This is a genomic window from Falsiroseomonas tokyonensis (assembly GCF_019024325.1).
Taxonomy (GTDB): Bacteria; Pseudomonadota; Alphaproteobacteria; order Acetobacterales; family Acetobacteraceae; genus Falsiroseomonas; species Falsiroseomonas tokyonensis.
Genome location: NZ_JAFNJS010000006.1, coordinates 1 through 14554 on the forward strand (window position 1 = coordinate 1; position 14554 = coordinate 14554).

Sequence of the window (14554 nt, forward strand, 5' to 3'; positions counted from 1 at the left end):
TTGTCAGTGGTTGATGCCGTCCAAGCGCCCAATGCCGGACCAGGCGGGAAATCGAAGCTGGGTTTTGAGACAGGGCGGAGAGGGTGTTCACCGCGCGACGCGCGCCGCTGGCGAAGGCTGCGGAACCTTGGCTCTCTCCACTGCCAGGCCATCTCAGCGTTTCCCGTTTCCCGTTTCCCCCCTTTAGGGGGGGGGAAACACGGGAAACACGGAAACACCCGCATGAGCGTTTCCGGAAAACGGTCGGGAAACGGTCAGGAAACGCGGGAAACGCTTGGCCTGCGGCGGCTTCGCGGGCGGTCATGTCAGCCATGCCCATTCCCGGGTGAAACCGGCCAAAGACTTGGCTTTCAGCGCCTCCAACGCCTTGTGCTCGCGGGTCTGTCCGCGCCGCTCGATAGCGTTTCCCGGATCGGAAACGCCTTCGCGCAACTCGTCTGGGCGATACCAGGCGGCCTGCATGAGGGCCGCGCGCAGGGCCGGGCGCTTGACCGCGGCCACGCGAGGCATCCCTGGGACGGGAATGACGTGCTCCACATCGTCGCCAGCAACCACGTCTCGAAGCGCCCGCAGCAGCAGCCCGTTTGCATCGGACAGCCGGCGCTCGGCGTCGCGCGACTTGCCAGGCGCCACCGCCCCGCCACCCTCAACCGCGAGGCAGGTGGTGATGGCCGAGCCATCCGGCCGCTTGCCGATCTCCACCACCCGCAGGTCGAAGGCCAGGTCCGCGCCGTCCGCATCGTCCTTCGCGTAATCGACACGCGCGCCGCCCTTGGCGACCTTCACCACCAGATCGGCGGCGCCCAGCAATGCGCCCGATCCGCGCGGCGTCTTGGAGCTCTCGTCCTTCGCGCCGTGGTGGATGACGGCGACATGCGCGCCAGTTTCCTCGCGCAACACGTCCATGGCGGCGATGAACCCGCCCATGTCCATTGCGGCATCTTCGTTGCCGGCGCCAAAGGTGCGGGCCAAGGTGTCCACAACAACAAGGTCAGCCCGGTGCGCTTTCGCCGCGGCGATCACCTCCGCCAGGTCGGTGCTCGGCGGGCCGAGCTCCATGCGCTGTGCGATCACGGCGAAGGCGTCGCCCGCGTCGCCCATTTCGTCGTGCAGGGCGCGCAGCCGGTTGCCTATGCCGCCCTCGCCCTCGGCCGCCAGGTAGAGCACGCGCAGGGGGCGAGGGACGGCCCGGCCCCACATGCCCACGCCCAGCGCCAGCCCATAGGCCAGGCGCAGCAGCAGGAAGGATTTGCCGCACTTCGGTTGGCCCCAATGGACGGACAGCTCGCGCGGCGCCAGCAGCCCGTCCAGCAGGTAGGACCGCGGCGGCGCGTCCATGAGCGTGCGGGCCGACAGCACCCGGAGGCGCTTGCCAGGCCGCATCGCCGGCCCGTTCACCCGCGCGAGGATCGCGTCAACCGTCATGCGCTGCGCTCCGCTTCGACGCGGTGGTCGCGCACCAGGGCCATGATCTCGGCCGCGGCCAGATGCACCGGCATGTCAAAGCGCCAGGCCCACAGCTCATGCAGCCCGGTCCCGGCCGCTGTTCCATCCGCGGTGGACCATTTCCAGGTTTCGGCGTTCAGGTTGACGGTGCTGGGTTCGCCAATCGCGCGCAGCGCGTAACAGGGCGGGTCAACGAAAACGCGGGTCGCGGCGTTGAACATCTCGGCGAGAATGTCGGCCGCGCATGGCGCCAGCGCCGCGTCGGATGCGTAGAACCGTGCATGCTCGGCCCGCCAGGTCGCGCGCCGCGCCATGAAGCTGCGACCTCGCGTCACCGCCTCTTGCGAGGGGGAGCACAGGCCGGCGGTGCGGACCACGCGCAGTGCGGGCCGGGCCATCATCGGCTGCCCTCGCGCTTCGCCGGCTCGGCAAAGACCAGCGTGTGGCTATGGTCGCCCTCGGCGCCCTCGCGCTTCGGCAGGATCGTGACCTTCACCCCGCCCAGCCGGCCGGTCAGGTATTCCGTGCCGCGGTCCGACACCTTCCGCCACAGGCGGCAGGCTTCCAGCAGGCCGGAGTTCTGGAAATGGGTGGGGCCAGCCATCGCGGCGCGTCCTGCCGGGCCTGCGGTCAGGCGGCCTCACGCGCGGGCGGCAGGCTGTCGGCGTAGCGCCGGATGGATGCCATGGTGATCGGCGTCCGGCGCCCCATCCGGCGGGCATCAAGGCGCCCTTGGCGCACAAGCTCCCACAGCTTCGTCATGCCGCAGTTCAGGATTTTCGCTGCAATCTTCGGCTGAACGAAGATCGGCTCAGGGATTGGCAGTTGCTGTTCCATGGTGCCTCGTCTCGCCGCCCAATGCGGCTGCTGACGCACCGTGAAGAACCGAGCCGAACGAAGGAACGCAGAATGGCGACCGGTCCGACGATCCTGCCAAGCAAAAATGCACCCTATCGGCGCAACGCATTACCCAACGAAGCGTGGGGCAATCCGCTCCGGACACGACGCGAGAGAACACTGGCGCCCGTCGCGATACCAGCGGAGGGGGCAGTCAGGCTTTGCATTAGGCGGGCAGTGATCCGCATCGCCGCTGCCAAGCCTCCCCAGTGCCATTATCGCTCGCCGCGCATCTGCTCTCGCGAGCCACAGCGCGGCTGCATGGTAGGCAGGCATCTTCCGCCACAAGCGCACTGCCTCCCGGGTGACATCGGCCGGGCCGGCAATCCGGTGGATAGGGGCAAACGTGATGCGATATGCGACCGGAAAGCCATCCAGCCGGAGCGCTCCGAAGCGGACCTCGGCCTCCACTCCACGCCTCTGTTGTTCCGTCAGAAATTCCCACGGATCGTCACCGGCTTGCCATGTCAGCTTGCGCGGTCGCCCCCTCGGGGCGCCTGTCTTACGTCTCGGCATTGCACGCGCCTCCGCGCGTCTCCGATGAATAGCGGCGAGGCTGCGCGGTCGGAGGTCCGCGCGGGCTGGCCGGCCCTGCCCCGCCGAATGTCATCCTACCCGGCGGCGGCGGCTTCCGTCACTGGTTGACGCAGCGCCACCACCGCGGCCGGCGCCCTGGCGCAATGCTCGGCCCATGCATCCATCAGCACCCGCCGTTTCTGGAGCAAGTCGCCGCGCGCATAGGACGCTTCCACCTTGTCGCCCAGCTTGTGGGCCAGCGCCGCCTCCATGACCGCGTGCGGCGTGCTGGTCGCCTCTCCGGCCCAATCCCGGAACGTGCTGCGGAAGCCATGGGCCGTAATGGGGTCACCAGTGGTCGCGTCCTGCCAGCGGTGCCGCGTCTCCCCGCCATCGCCTTCCTCCGCAGGGTTCATGCGCCGCAGCAGCATCAACAGCGCCATCTGCGAAAGCGGCTCGCCCGGTTTGTCGCCGGGAAACACAGGGCTGCCCTTCCCACCGGCCTGTTCCTGCATCCGCTCCAGCACTGACACCGCGGCATCACTCAGGGGCACGCGATGCGGGCGCCGGCCCTTCATCCGCTCTGCCGGGATGGCCCACACGCGCCCCGCCAGGTCGATCTCGTGCCACCGCGCGCCTAGCGTCTCACCGGTGCGGGTGGCGGTCAGGGCCAGGAACTCCAGCGCCCGCGCTGCGGTGGCGTCGCGCTGGCGCAGCGCGGCCATGAAGGCGCCCATCTGCCCCCATGGCAGCGCGGGGTGGTGACCGTAGCCGGCGGCGCGCTTGAGCGCAGCAGACTTTGGCAGCAGCGTCCGCAAGGCCTCGTCTATGTCGGCGGCGCTGGCGCCGTTCGGGCGCTCGCCGGCCGCCGTGGCGTAGCGCAGCACTGCCAGCACCCGCATCTTCACCCGTGCCGCCGTCTCCGGCTTGGTGGCCCAGATCGGCCGCAGGACGCGCAGAATGTCGGCGGTGCCCAACGTCCCCACCGGCAGGTCCCCGATGACCGGGTAGGCGTAGGTCGCCAGCGTGTTGCGCCATTGCTGCCGGTGCTTCGGGTTGGACCATTCGGCCTCCTTCTCGGCCAGCATCGTCTCCGCGACCGTGCGGAATGTCGTCGGGGCGGCTGCGGCAGCCTTGGCGGCCTCGGCGGCGACCCGCTCCGCCTCGCGCTCGGCGTCGAGGGGATCGATCCCCTGTCGCAACATGTTCCGCAGGGCCGCAGCTCGCAGGCGCGCATCCGCCAGCGTCACGCCGGCTTTCCCTTCCTCCAGGGCCACGGCGCCCAGACCCATCTCCCGCATCTTCCCGCCAGGCGGTGTGTAGCGGAACAGCCAGAACCGGACCTTGGCGGAGCGCACCAGCAGATACAGCCCGTTGCCGTCGCCGTAGCGCCCCGGCGGCTTCGCCTTGATCCCCGCGACCGTCAACGGTTCCGCTCGCCTCGGCATCCTGCGCCCTCCGTAGAATGGGGGGCGATGCTCGCCCCGCGCCAATCCGTCCCCTAATCATGGGCGCGCTCGGCCACGTATTCAAGCGAACGGTAGCGATACGGATGCGCTCTATGTTGCGGGTCTTATTGACAGAAATTCGGGCGCCTCTCGCATAGGGCCGGCTCGCCACGAACGGCAGCGAATAGGGGGTATGGCGGCCACCCCATCCGCCACGCGCCTGGGGAGCTCGCGGATCGCCCACCGCTCGACGCTGGCGAGGCGCCCCCTTCCCTCGGCTCGAACGGCAGTCCCGGAAGCCTCCCGCCTCCGCGCGTAAGAATATGTCGCGGGAGCGCCGCGCGGCGCCATTCGCCGCCACCTGTAGGGCATTGGGCAATACCTCGGTGCTAGAGTTCCAGCGCAGCGCGCTTGGAGGCCATCGGGTTCTGGAACCGGCACTTGAAGGCCGCCGAGCGGCAGACCTCCGCACAATCGACCGAGGCCGGCGGCGGGGAGGCCGCGCTGCGCGAATCGCCAGACCAGGTGGTCGACGGCGTCGTCACAATCGATGCCCGAAACAACGTCGTCTACATGAACCCGGCTGCGTCGCGGCTGTGGGGATGGAACCCCAGGTGCTGGGGAAGAACGTCTCCATGCTGGTGCCAAGCCTTTCGCTGAGCAGCATCACTCTCTCGAACGGGCAAGCGAATCTACACGGCCATCATCCGCGACATGGACGCCGAGGTCCGGCGCCGCGAGCAGTTCAGGATCCTCTCGCTCGTGGCCAATGAGACGGACAACTCGGTCATCATCACCGACGCGCCGCGGCGCAGGGGGGGCAGATCGAGCGATCCGTCTCCATCCAGGCCAATGTCAACAGGACGAAGCAGGCCTCGCTGACCTTCGATGCTAAACTGCGAACCATCTCCGCCACCAACGTCCTGGCGGAATGGACAAGAGAGGGCGTGCCGATGAACGGCACCGCCCTGGCGCTCTCGACCATCCTGTCCAGGAATGCCGTATCGGCCATCGCGGCTGGCGAGTCCGTGCGGCGGGAAGTCAGCTTCACGGACGAGAGGGGACGGACGTTCTGGCTCGATGCCGTCTTCAGCAGCCAATTGGGCCTGGACGGAAAGCAGGAGAGCATCCTGTTGTGCGGCGCCGACGTGTCCGAGCGCCGGCAGGCCGTCCAGGATACCGAGGCCGCGGTTGGCGAGGCGGTGGAGCCCTTCACGACCGACGTCCGGTGAAGGGCGGCCAGACCCATCACAGCGACCGCGGGTCGCAATATGTCAGCATTCGGTACACGGAACGGCTGCTCGACGCCGGGATCGAGCCGTCCGTCGGGGGCGTCGGTGATTCCTACGACAACGCACGGGCCGAGACGGTGATCGGACTGTTCAAGACCGAGGTCATCCGCCGCCGCGGCCCGTGGCGGTCGTTGGAAGCCGTTGACTGCGCCACCCTCAAGTGGGTGGCCTAGTTCAACAGCCACCGCCTCCGCGAGCCCATCGGAAACGTCCCTGCCGCCGAAGCCGAGGCGCGTTACCATGCTGCGGGGGATGCACCAGCCCTGGGCCGCATAATCCAAACAGGCCAGCCTGCGGCCGACCCGGGGCGGTTCACCTCCGTCACCGTCCTACTGCGGCGCCTCGCCCGCTCCGTCTGAGTTCAGAGTTAGACACTTAGGCTCGGGTGAGGGCCGCTTGACCGCGCGGGGACGAACCTGTCTTCGGACCTCTTCGACGCTCGTACGGGGCAAGGGCCAGCTGCCTGCCGTGCGGCGCGGGCGCAATTCTCCTGGCCGAGCAAAAGGCAAAGGGACCAACGTGAGCAGGTCGCCGGGAAGTCAGCCAGACAGGCGAAATTTCTTGCGTGACTACAGACCACTCTGCCTATTGTCATCTCGACCTGCTTCCGAAGCGATCCGGCTTGCAGCAAGGGGTCTGGTGAACGATGGGATTCTGTCTCGCAGATTTTCATCCCCTGCTACCGTCCGAGCAGGAGATCATCGCCTCGCTTCGCAGCGGCGACTTCGACAGGCTCGGCAACGAGGCTGCCGGATCTTTGCCGGAGGTGAAGGATGCGAAGCGGGCGGTTCGCGCCGATCTTCTGCGGTTCCTGCTGCTCGGTGGCGAGGCGGGTGCGCGGCCCCATGAGAAGGGTATCCGAGTCCAGGGCGCGTGGGTTACCGGTACGCTCGATTTGGAAGGCTGCCGCATTCCCCGCGATATAGGGTTGAAGAAATGCCGCTTCGACGCCGCGCCGATCCTGCGTTCCGCAATACTCGACAGCGTATTCCTGGACGGCTCGATCCTGCCGGGCCTCCGCGCCGAACGGGTCGAGGCACGTGGAACGATCTCCCTGCGCGGCGCAGTGATTGCCGGCGAGGTGCTGGTGGAGGGAGGGCGTATCGGCGGCAACCTGGACTGCAACGGAATCGTTATCGATGCGACGGGGGATCACGCCATCCAGGCCGAGGATCTCGATGCGAGCAGCGTCCTGCTGCGCGGCGCCGTCATCACCGGAAGCATTCGCCTGTCAGGGGCAAGGCTCTCGGGAGACCTGGACGCTTTCAATCTTCGTGTTACCAGCGACGACAAGCCGGCAATCGATGCCGGCGCTGTCGAGACACGCGGTGATGTGGTGCTGCGGGCCGCGCGCGTCGAGGGCACGCTGCGCCTCGTCAGCGCCAGGATCGGCAGCGACCTCATCCTGCAGAACGCCCTACTGAGCAATCCTGCAAAGGTGGCGCTGGAGCTCAACAACACCGTGGTGATCGGTGTCTTTTTGTTGAACGGGAGGGCCAAGGTCTCAGGCGTGCTCGACCTGACCGGTGCCACGATCGGCACAATCCACGACGCCATCGCGGCGTGGCCGACAGCGGGCGATCTGCTGCTGAACCGCTGCCAGTACCAGGCAATTGTCGAAGGACCCGTTGATGCCGGGACCCGCATCGGCTGGCTGGCGCTGCAGGATCCGCAGCGATGGGGCGAGGATTTCTGGCCGCAGCCCTATGAGCAGCTGGCCAAGGTCTTCCGCGACCTCGGCCATGACGAGGATGCCCGCCGCGTTCTCATCGCCAAGGAGCGACTGCAGCGCAGTGCCCGGCGCCGGCGAGCGCCGAATCGCGCCTTGCGCTTCCTGCTCGGCGTCACCGATGGAGTTCTGGCCGTCACCTTGCTGTACGGGCGGCAGCCCCTGCTCGTCTTTGCCTGGCTGTTCTTCTTCTGGCTGATGGGCGTCGGCGCGTTCCAGCATGCCGAACGCATCCGGGCGATCATGCCGAACAGCCCGGTGGTGCTGCGCTCGCTGGAATGGACTCTATGCGGACTGGGTCACAGCGAGGCCCGCTTTCTCATCACGACTCGTCAGGAGATGAACGGGCTGGCGGCAGCGGGGCAGACGCAGCTCGACTGCTTCAAGGATCAGTTCGAGGCGTCCGGCTATCCCGCCTTCAACCCGTGGATGTTCTCGCTGGAGACGCTGTTTCCCGTTCTGGAGGTTGGCCAGAAGGCATATTGGCGGCCCGATTCATCGCAGCGCGGTGGCGCCGTGGTGATGGCCTTCTTCTACTTCCAGTCGCTGATCGGCTGGGCACTCAGCCTGCTCGCCGTCGCCGGCTTCTCCGGCCTGGTCAAGTCGCGCTGACCCAGCCTTGTTCGCCGGCGACGCGGGCCCGTAGGACACCGCGCTCCTTGGGGGCCGCCTCAGCGCTGCGCACGGCCCGCCTGGACACCCTCCTCGAAGGCCCGGTCACGCGCGCGGACGTGACGGTCGTAGACGAAGCCACCGCCGGCGCCGAGCCCGGCGCCGATCGCCGCGCCAAGCCCCGCATTTCCCGAGAAGGAGCCGATCAGTGCTCCAGCGCCGGCTCCGGCCAGGCCACCGGTCATGGTGCGCTGCGTGCTGGAATCGAGATCGGCGCAAGCCGTGAGGCCGAGGAGCGCGGCGGCGCCCAGCGCCAGGGGAAGCTTGCGGATCATCGTGGGCTCCTTCGTGAGGCGGGTTGCGGGACCGCGGGCGTCGGGCAGGGATAGGCTGCGGTGGCCCACCGCATCACGCCGTCGATCGCACGATCCCCCGCGTACTGCGGATTGGCGCGCGACCAGGCGACGAAGGCCGCCTGCGCCTGCTCCACCGTGGGCGTCGCTTCGCCGAGGCAGAAGATTGGCGTAAGGCCGCCGCGCGCAGTGCTGGCCTCGTGATACTGCCCGGCACCGACGAGGAAGCCACGACAATAGGCGACGGCCACCGCATCGGACGATGCGCAGAGTTCGGTCAGCGGGCCGGTTTGAACCGGCCCTGTCTGCGCGGCGCCAGCCCCTGCGACGGCTGACGCCAGCAGCAATCCCGCGGTCAAGCTCTTCATCGAAACCAGGTCCCCCGTCCCCCCAACGCTTGCCGTGGGCGGCGCGGCCACACTTCGCCGCATCACGCCCGCCGGCACATCGGCGGCATGTCGCGCGACTATGCCTGGCGTCCCTGTCGCAGCACTCAGAAACGTACCGCAAGACTGACCGATCCGAATTGCGATCCCTCGCGCTGCGTCTCGAACTCCTTGCTGCGCATCGTATAGGTGAAGGTGAGGCGCGCGCGTGGGAACAGCACCGCGAAGCCGAGGCTGGCATCACCGACCAGCACCTCGCGATCCACGCTGCGGCTGTCCCGCCAGGTGTTGCCATCCAGCGTGATGTCGCGGGCGACAGCCCTGCCCTCGATGGCCGCGAAGCCGTACCAGCCCAAGCGCTCATTCGGCAGGAAGAACACCGATCCGACCGAGACCGGCCGGGCGCGCGGTGGGCCGAAATCCGCATCCAGCTCCGTGCCGACGCGCAGCATCAGCCCTGCGGCGGCATAGGTCTGCACATTGCCGAGGCTCGCTGCAAGGCTCGGCACGAACCCATACTGAAGCCCGCTCGCGCCAAGTGGCTGGTTGAGCCGCCACTGCCGGTTCAGTACCAGGTTGAGGCCGGGCTCATCCTTGATCTGCGCGTCCCAGCCCAGGGCACGTTCGATGTTGAACAGATCATGCGTGTTGTTCTGCACCTGCTCGCCCAACGCGGCCGGCCCGACCATGCCAAGCTGCAACTCGAGGCTGCCGAACTCCCGAGGCGTGTAGGAGATCAACGTCACCGCACCATAGAGCCAGCCGGCATAGGGCCGATCGTCGGGATCAGGGTTGCGCGCCCGCGTGTCCTCCGGCGTGAACTTCTTCTGCCCGAAGGCGAGGCCCCAGCGGGCGGTGCCACCGGACGGGAACAGCAGTGAGGTACCCTCCGTCAGCCCCGCCAACCAGTCCGGCGGATTGTAGGATGGCGAGCCCCAGGCGAAGAGGAAGCCGTTCGTGTAGTAGCGATCCCGGCCCGAGAAGGTGTCGTTCTCGAGCAGGAAGACATAGGTGCCTGCCGGGTCGGCCGGGCGCGTCGGCGGCATCTGGGCCGCGGCCGGCAGGGCGACCACCGCAGCCGCAATGTGAAGGCCTGCCGGTGCGAAGCGTGCCATCGTTCAGAAGCGCCAGACGAGGGGAACGATGAAGACGCCCACGATGAAGAACCAGATCATCATCGGCAGGCCGAACTTCCAGTACTCGCCGAAGGCGTAGCCACCGGGCCGCATGACCATCAGGTTGGTCGGCGTGGCGATTGGTGTCAGGAAGGCGGCGGCGGCGGCCACCGCGATCGTCATCAGCACCGGCAATGGGGAGACGTCCATCGCGCTTGCAGCGGCGACGCCGACCGGAATGATGATCAGCGCGGTGGCCGTGTTGCTGATCAACTGGCCGAGCACCGCGGTCAGGATGAACAGTCCCGCGAGCAGAATGGTGGGGCTGCCGCCGGCGGCCATGGCCACCAGCCCGTCCGCCATCATCTCCGCAGCCCCGGTCTGCACCATGGCGGTAGACAGCGGCATCATCGCAGCCACCAGGATCACGGTGGTCCAGTCGATCACGCGGTAGCATTGCTCCACAGTCAGGATGCGCATCAGCACCAGTGCGAAGATGCCCAGAATGCCGGCAACCGCGGCCGGCAGCAGGCCGGTTGCGAGGAAGAAGACCATCGCGGCAAGCACGCCGATCGCACCCCAGGCCCCGATGCCGAGCGGCACGGCCTGACGGCGCACGAGTTCCGGCGAATTCACCACCAGCACCTGCGGATCCGCGAGGCGGACGTCGAGCGCCTTCCAGCTGCCCTGCAGCAGCATGGTGTCGCCCGCCTGCAGCGTCACCGGCTCCACCCCGGCATCCACGCCGCCACGCTGGATGGCGATGACGACAAGGTCGCCACTCTCGGTCACCATGCCCTGGAAGGCGGTCTGGCCGATCATCTCCGAGCGCGGCGGGATCATCACCTCGGCCAAGCCCGAGCTGCGGTTGAACAGGCTGTCGCGGAGTTCGACGTCACTATTCTCAAGCCAGAAGGCAAGGTGATGGGATGCTGCAAGCCGCGCCGCCTCCTCGCCATCGCCGGAGACCAGCAGGAAGTCGCCCTCTGCCAAGGTCTCGCGCTGCAGGCGCTCACCGCTCTCGCCATCATGGATCGCGACGAGGCGAAGGCCCTGCCAGGACGGCGCGTCGAGGGCCGTGGGTGGCTGGCCGACAAGTGGCGAGGTGGTGCGCAGGCGCAGCCGGAACAGGCCCTTCTGCAGACCGTACTGCTCGACCAGCGTGGTGGCATGACGGCCGAAATCCACGCTCATCGTTTCACCGGCGCGGTGCGGCAGAAGCCTCTCGCCGAACAGCACAGTGATCGCGATCGTGCCCAGCAGCAGGGGAATGCCGATGATGGTGAATTCGAAGAAGCCGATGGCACGCATCCCGGCATCGGCCGCCGCCTCGCTGACCAGGACGTTCACAGGCGTGCCGGTCAGCGCAAGCATCGAGCCGGCATGCGCCGAGAAGACCAGCGGCATCAGCAACTGCGACGGATTGCGCCGCAGCCGCAGCGCCATCACCATCACCACCGGCAGCAGCGCCGCAACCGCGCCGTTAACGCTGATCAGTGCGGTCAGCAGTGCCACCAGCAGGGCGATCAGCACCAGCAGCCTCGTGCGACTTTCCTCGCCGGCGCCGCGAATCAGCATCTGTCCGGCCCAGGCAGTCACCCCGGTGCGGTCCAGCGCGGCGCTGATGACGAACAGCGTGGCGATGAACATCACCGCCGGATCACCGAAGCCTGACAGGGCCTGATTCAACGTGACCAGCCCGGTCGCGTAGAGCGCGAGCCCGACGCCCATCGCCACGATGATGACCGGAATGCGGTTCCAGACGAAGAGGATGATGGCGGCCAGGATGATGGCCGCCATCAATGCGATGTCACTCATCGTCTACAGGCCCCACGGCAGGCCGAGGAGGTACCAGGCCGCCAACAGCATGGTCCAGACCACGGAGATGGCGATGACATAGGGCAGCATCAGCGCGATCACCGTGCCAACGCCGGCGTCCTTCTGATACCTGATTGCGAAGGTCACGATCATGGCGAAATAGGCGTTGAGCGGCGTGATGGAGTTCATCGGGCTATCGCCGACGCGATAGGCCGCCAGCACCGTCACCGGCTCAACGCCGAGCTGCATCAGCAGCGGCACGAAGACCGGCGCGAAGATAGCCCATTTCGCGACGGCAGCGGTGATGATGAGGTCGATGCCGAAGACGGCGATGACGAAGCCGACCAACAGCACCACGGTCGGCATGTTGAGCCCGCCGAGAAACTCGGCCAGGGAAACCGCCGCCAGCGTCGCCATGTTCGAGTAATTGAAGATGGCGATGAACTGGCTGATCACCAGAAGCAGCAGGATTAGCCCCGCCAGCGACCCGATGGATTTCTGGATTGCGGCGATCGCCTCTCCCGCGCTGCTCATGGTGCCCGCCGCGCGGCCGTAGGCGATACCGCAGACCAGGAAGATCAGCGCGATGGAGACGATCAGGCTGCCCATGAAGGGCGAAGCCCCGATGATGGCGCCGGTTTCCGGATTGCGCAGCGGAGCGCCGGGCGGCAGCACCAGCAACCCGATGAGCACCATCACGCCGATGAAGCCCAGGCCCGCGGCGCGCAGGCCCTTGTACTCGTCGTCCGACAGCACGTTCTCGCCCGGGACGTGGTAGTCGCCCACATAGGCGCCGAGGCGTGGCTCGATCACATACTCCGTCACCACCCCGATCAGCACCGTCAGCATGGCGACGGAGGCGATGGAGAACCAGACGTTCGACGCCAGGTCGATCGAGACATTCGGGTTCACCAGCCGCGCCGCATCGTTGGTGATCTCCGTCAGAATACCGTCGACGGGCACGATCAGGACATTCACCATGAAGGCCGAGGCGACGGCGGCGAAGCCCATGGAAAGGCCGGCCAGCGGATGCCGCCCGACACTGAGGAAGGCCGCCGCGGCAAGCGGGATCAGCACGAGGTATCCGGCATCGGCGGCAATGGAGGAGACGATGCCGACGAAGACAAGGATGTAGGTCAACGCCTTGGGCGGAGCGACGATCACCAGCTTGCGGATCAGCGCCTTGACCAGGCCGGCTTCCTCCGCAACGCCGACACCGACCATCGCCACGATGATGACGCCGACCGCGTTGAAGCCCATGAAGTTCGGCACCACCCCGGTGAACATGAAGCGGAGGCCGTCGATTGTCAGCAGGCTGCGTGCGGCCGTGGTCGCTGGCTCGATGTCACCCGTTGCGGGATTGTAGGCCTGGTAGGTGACCCGCGCGCCGAAGGCCGTCAGCAGCGCCGACAGGATCACCACGAAGACGATCAGGTAGACGAAGATCATCACCGGATGCGGCACGCGGTTGCCAATGCGCTCGACCGTGTCGAGCAGGCGCTGCATCACGGTCTTGTCCTCGAGCGTCGCCGGCGGCGGATGGATCGCGCTCATGACGACAATGCTCCCAGGATGCGCGCCCAGGACCGGATGCCCTTCTGGAAGCTGACCAGGTTGTATTTCTCGTTCGGGCTGTGGATGCGGTCATCCTCCAGCCCGAAGCCCGCCAGCACGACATCCATGCCGAGCGACGTCTTCAGCATATGCGTCACCGGTATGGAACCGCCGGAGCCGATGAACACCGCGGGCTTGCCCCATTCGTCGCTCAGTGCCTTGCGCGCCTTCGCGAAGGCTGGGTCCGTATCGGGGAAGCGGATCGCACGGCCAGAGCCGTGCTCGATGAACTCCGCGCGGCAATCAGCCGGCAGACGGGCGCGGACATGCGCGCGGAATGCCTCGCGGATCCTGTGCGGGTCCTGGTCGAACACCAGGCGGAAGGAGATCTTGGCGGAGGCCTGGGCGGGAATGACGGTCTTGAAGCCTTCGCCCTGGTAGCCACCGCCCATGCCGTTGATCTCGCAGGACGGGCGCGACCAGACCATCTCCAACGCGTCGCGGCCCTTCTCGCCGGCCGGCACGGACAGCCCGACGACACCCAGGAACTTCTCAGCCGTGAAGCCGAGCGTGCCCCATTGCTCACGCAGTTGCCCGGGCAGTTCCGGAACGCCGTCGTAGAAGCCAGGCAACGTGATGCGGCCCTGGTCGTCGTAGAGCTCCGCTAGGATCCTCGCGAGAATGCGGTTGGGGTTGGCTGCGGCCATGCCGTAGAAGCCCGAATGCAGGTCGCGATCGGCGCCGTGGATGATCACCTCCTCGCCGCACAGGCCGCGCAGCATGGTGACGATCGCCGGTGTCGTCGCATCCCACATGTTGGTGTCGCAGATCAGCCCGATATCGGCCTTCAGCTCGTCCTGATTGGCATGGAGAAAGCCCGGCAGGTTGACACCGCCGGATTCCTCCTCGCCTTCCAGCAGGATCGTCAGCGGGATCGGCAGCTTTCCCGTCACCGCCTTCCAGGCGCGACAGGCCTCGACGAAGGTCATCAGCTGCCCCTTGTCATCGGCGCTCCCCCGGCCGCGGATCACCTTCGTGCCGTCGGCCTGCGTCTCGACCACCGGATCAAATGGGTCGCGGTCCCACAGGTCCAGCGGGTCCACCGGCTGAACGTCGTAATGGCCGTAGAACAGCGCCGAGGGTCCGCTGGCGTTGCGGTCATGGGCGACGACGATCGGGTGCCCGGGCGTGGATCGCGCCGCAGCATCGAACCCGATCGAGCGAAGATCCGCGGCGTGCCATTCCGCATTCGCGGCGCAGTCGCCGGCGAAGGCGGGGTCCGTGGAGATGGATTTGATGCGCAGCACCGCGAACAGCCGTTCCTGGGCGCCGTCCATATCCCGGTCGATCTTCTCCAGCACGCGGTCGAGTTCGCTCATGGGTTTCCT

The 14554-nt window shown here is 67.2% G+C and carries 14 protein-coding genes and 1 pseudogene; 4 read left to right on the forward strand and 11 right to left on the reverse strand.

Annotated features, from left to right (window positions below; translation table 11 throughout):
- Positions 1 to 300 precede the first annotated feature (300 nt).
- From J3S20_RS19355 to J3S20_RS19375, 5 genes are all read right to left on the reverse strand, one after another.
- Positions 301 to 1425, reverse strand: a complete 1125-nt coding sequence (locus J3S20_RS19355; protein ID WP_216838170.1) for an AAA family ATPase — start codon at positions 1423 to 1425, stop codon at positions 301 to 303.
- The gene (locus tag J3S20_RS19360) at positions 1422 to 1847 is read right to left on the reverse strand and encodes a hypothetical protein (RefSeq protein ID WP_216838171.1); all 426 of its coding nucleotides are present in this window, start codon (positions 1845 to 1847) and stop codon (positions 1422 to 1424) included. Before J3S20_RS19360 ends, J3S20_RS19355 begins: the two co-directional genes overlap by 4 nt.
- Positions 1844 to 2050, reverse strand: coding sequence for a hypothetical protein (locus J3S20_RS19365; RefSeq protein WP_216838172.1), 207 nt, complete (start codon positions 2048 to 2050; stop codon positions 1844 to 1846). The genes J3S20_RS19360 and J3S20_RS19365 overlap by 4 nt, the downstream gene beginning before the upstream one ends.
- A 26-nt stretch (positions 2051 to 2076) precedes the next feature.
- Positions 2077 to 2283 carry a helix-turn-helix domain-containing protein gene (locus tag J3S20_RS19370; RefSeq protein WP_216838173.1) on the reverse strand — a complete coding sequence of 69 codons (207 nt, stop codon included), beginning with the start codon at positions 2281 to 2283 and terminating at the stop codon, positions 2077 to 2079.
- A gap of 671 nt (positions 2284 to 2954) precedes the next feature.
- Positions 2955 to 4286 (reverse strand): tyrosine-type recombinase/integrase, encoded by a 1332-nt coding sequence (locus tag J3S20_RS19375; protein ID WP_246603037.1) that lies wholly within the window; start codon positions 4284 to 4286, stop codon positions 2955 to 2957.
- A 462-nt stretch (positions 4287 to 4748) separates the two neighbouring features.
- Between J3S20_RS19375 and J3S20_RS19380 the strand changes: the two genes are divergently transcribed.
- From J3S20_RS19380 to J3S20_RS19395, 4 genes and pseudogenes are all read left to right on the forward strand, one after another.
- On the forward strand, positions 4749 to 4967 hold the full coding sequence (locus tag J3S20_RS19380; RefSeq protein WP_216838175.1) for a PAS domain-containing protein: 219 nt from the start codon (positions 4749 to 4751) through the stop codon (positions 4965 to 4967).
- 293 nt (positions 4968 to 5260) lie between these two features.
- Positions 5261 to 5539, forward strand: coding sequence for a hypothetical protein (locus J3S20_RS19385; protein WP_216838176.1), 279 nt, complete (start codon positions 5261 to 5263; stop codon positions 5537 to 5539).
- Positions 5515 to 5958: pseudogene (locus J3S20_RS19390) on the forward strand (integrase core domain-containing protein); the annotation flags it as partial. The gene J3S20_RS19385 and the pseudogene J3S20_RS19390, both read left to right, overlap by 25 nt.
- A gap of 287 nt (positions 5959 to 6245) precedes the next feature.
- Positions 6246 to 7940 carry a bactofilin family protein gene (locus J3S20_RS19395; RefSeq protein ID WP_216838177.1) on the forward strand — a complete coding sequence of 565 codons (1695 nt, stop codon included), beginning with the start codon at positions 6246 to 6248 and terminating at the stop codon, positions 7938 to 7940.
- A 59-nt stretch (positions 7941 to 7999) separates the two neighbouring features.
- Here J3S20_RS19395 and J3S20_RS30900 read toward each other — a convergent pair whose 3' ends face one another.
- From J3S20_RS30900 to J3S20_RS19425, 6 genes are all read right to left on the reverse strand, one after another.
- Positions 8000 to 8275: a glycine zipper domain-containing protein gene (locus J3S20_RS30900; protein WP_216838178.1), complete on the reverse strand. Its 276-nt coding sequence runs from the start codon at positions 8273 to 8275 to the stop codon at positions 8000 to 8002.
- Entirely contained in the window at positions 8272 to 8661 is a 390-nt protein-coding gene (locus J3S20_RS19405; protein WP_216838179.1) for a Rap1a/Tai family immunity protein, read from the reverse strand. Before J3S20_RS19405 ends, J3S20_RS30900 begins: the two co-directional genes overlap by 4 nt.
- Before the next feature lie 125 nt (positions 8662 to 8786).
- On the reverse strand, positions 8787 to 9752 hold the full coding sequence (locus J3S20_RS19410) for a lipid A deacylase LpxR family protein (RefSeq protein WP_343215254.1): 966 nt from the start codon (positions 9750 to 9752) through the stop codon (positions 8787 to 8789).
- Positions 9753 to 9797: 45 nt separating this feature from the next.
- Positions 9798 to 11612 (reverse strand): SLC13 family permease, encoded by a 1815-nt coding sequence (locus J3S20_RS19415; protein WP_216838181.1) that lies wholly within the window; start codon positions 11610 to 11612, stop codon positions 9798 to 9800.
- A 3-nt stretch (positions 11613 to 11615) separates the two neighbouring features.
- Positions 11616 to 13166: an AbgT family transporter gene (locus J3S20_RS19420; protein WP_216838182.1), complete on the reverse strand. Its 1551-nt coding sequence runs from the start codon at positions 13164 to 13166 to the stop codon at positions 11616 to 11618.
- On the reverse strand, positions 13163 to 14545 hold the full coding sequence (locus J3S20_RS19425) for a M20/M25/M40 family metallo-hydrolase (protein ID WP_216838183.1): 1383 nt from the start codon (positions 14543 to 14545) through the stop codon (positions 13163 to 13165). Before J3S20_RS19425 ends, J3S20_RS19420 begins: the two co-directional genes overlap by 4 nt.
- Positions 14546 to 14554 lie beyond the last annotated feature (9 nt).